This window comes from Halpernia sp. GG3 (genome assembly GCF_052976925.2).
Genome location: NZ_JBRIIR020000001.1, coordinates 1 through 1,741, shown reverse-complemented (window position 1 = coordinate 1,741; position 1,741 = coordinate 1). Strand labels below are relative to the sequence as shown.

The window sequence follows — 1,741 nt, the reverse complement described above, 5'->3', positions numbered from 1 at the left end:
CTTTAAAGTATCTGCGTTTGCTCACCCAACCTCACCAATCCTCTCAGCCCCAAGAGTGTCCAGCCTTATGTCTCATCCAGCTGTGGGTCTAGATATGGTCAATCCAGGTTGCATCAGAGACCCTGAACGGATTTTGTAAGAATTTCTCTCTCTTTCACTGTCTTTGTTTTGTGGGTTTTTTAAAGTAATTTATGTTTAGAATGGGGCTTGGCTGCTTTTCCCTGCTGTGTTTATGCCGCTTTACACCCTCTTGATTCACTTGCAGAGAGATATCGATACATAGGTTTTCAGATTCTTACTAGTCAGATATATTCTTGTGCGGTGACTAGGGGGTGTTGAGTCCAGTTCACTGAGCAGGGAGTAGGCCTTGTCTATTACATATTTGGCTTATGGAGCGGTCTCTGAGCTAATTTCAAACCCTTGTTTTATGCATCACCCCACCTCACCTTTCCCGTTAAGCAGCCATAGTGTGTCTTCTAAAGGTGTGACTCTGTTCTGTTTTGTAATTCAGTTCAAGTGTAGCGATTTTGACATTCCCTCTATAAGCGATATCTTAGGATAAGTGTCTTTTTCTGTGTGACTTATTTCACTTAGAATCATCGTACCTAAATCCACTCATCATGCTGCTAACTAGCCTTATGACATTGATTTCATGGCTGAGTGATATTCCATTGTGCCAAGTACCACCATTTCTTTATCCATTTTTCTCTTTCCTGGGATATTGAAGGTGTACCGAAGTGGAGGTTCTTGGAAACAGAGCAGCCGTAAAGTTTGGGGTGCCTGTGTCTTGTTGATTTTTAGTTTTCCCAATTTATACGCCCATGAGTGGAAGTGCCCTATGCTCTCTAAGCTGTGTTTATTACTTGTTTCAGGACACACCGTACACTTCTCCAGAGTGCCTGTTGGCAATTTACATCCCGCCCATCAGCGTAGCAAGGCTCCCATGTCTCCATGGCCTGTCCTGCTTTTCTGGTTTTTACACTTTTTTCAGCATGGCCCTTTTGACCGAGGGCAAGCGAGACTTCTTTGTAGCGCTGATTTGCCCTTCCGGCTTGCTTGGTTGGCCAAAAAGGGCGTATGCGTTTTTTCCTGAATATATTCAGGAAAAAACGCATACGCCCTTTTTGGCCAAGGGCATCATTGTCAACGTTTTGCCGCTTTTCATGTGCTTTAAAGGCGAGTCGAATCTACCTCCTGAAATCTGTTTCCTGCAAATCTGCCTTGCTTTCAAATCCTCTTCGTTGCCTTCCCTCAATATATTTGTGGACGAGAGTTATCATTTATAACTCTGCACGTTTGTGAATTGCAGTGCCCCTGAGCTCCATTTGTCTACTCGCTTTTTTGGGAGCTGGCCGCAAAAGCGCAGGATTGCTTCAGGCCCTATTTTGGTTCTGGGGGGCAGGCTGAGCCTGTGGTTCATTCTTCTTCCTGATGGGAAAATGGAGTGACCTGTGCCTGTCCCAACACCTAGGGCTAGTCTCTCGTTGGTTCCCCGTCTTCCCGTTCATCCTCAGGACAAATTGCAACCTGTACGAAACAGGAGGTTAAAGGTGCTGATTCTCCAAGTAGGGAGATGGTTAGTCAAGCGGCTGGAATGGCGAACCCGAGCACAAGGAGAGGAGAAATGAGGTGCGTTTTAGAAACCTTTCCCGATCTCACGGCATACCATCTTCTGGGTTTCCCATGCATGTTTTGATGTAGGAAGATGCCCTTGTACCTGGAGATTTGAGACCCATGGGGT

The 1,741-nt window shown here is 45.7% G+C and carries 1 protein-coding gene; it reads left to right on the top strand.

What is annotated here, in order from left to right; genetic code table 11:
• Positions 1-902: 902 nt before the first annotated feature.
• Positions 903-1,286 (top strand): hypothetical protein, encoded by a 384-nt coding sequence (locus ACVBED_RS00005; RefSeq protein WP_473094279.1) that lies wholly within the window; start codon positions 903-905, stop codon positions 1,284-1,286.
• Positions 1,287-1,741 lie beyond the last annotated feature (455 nt).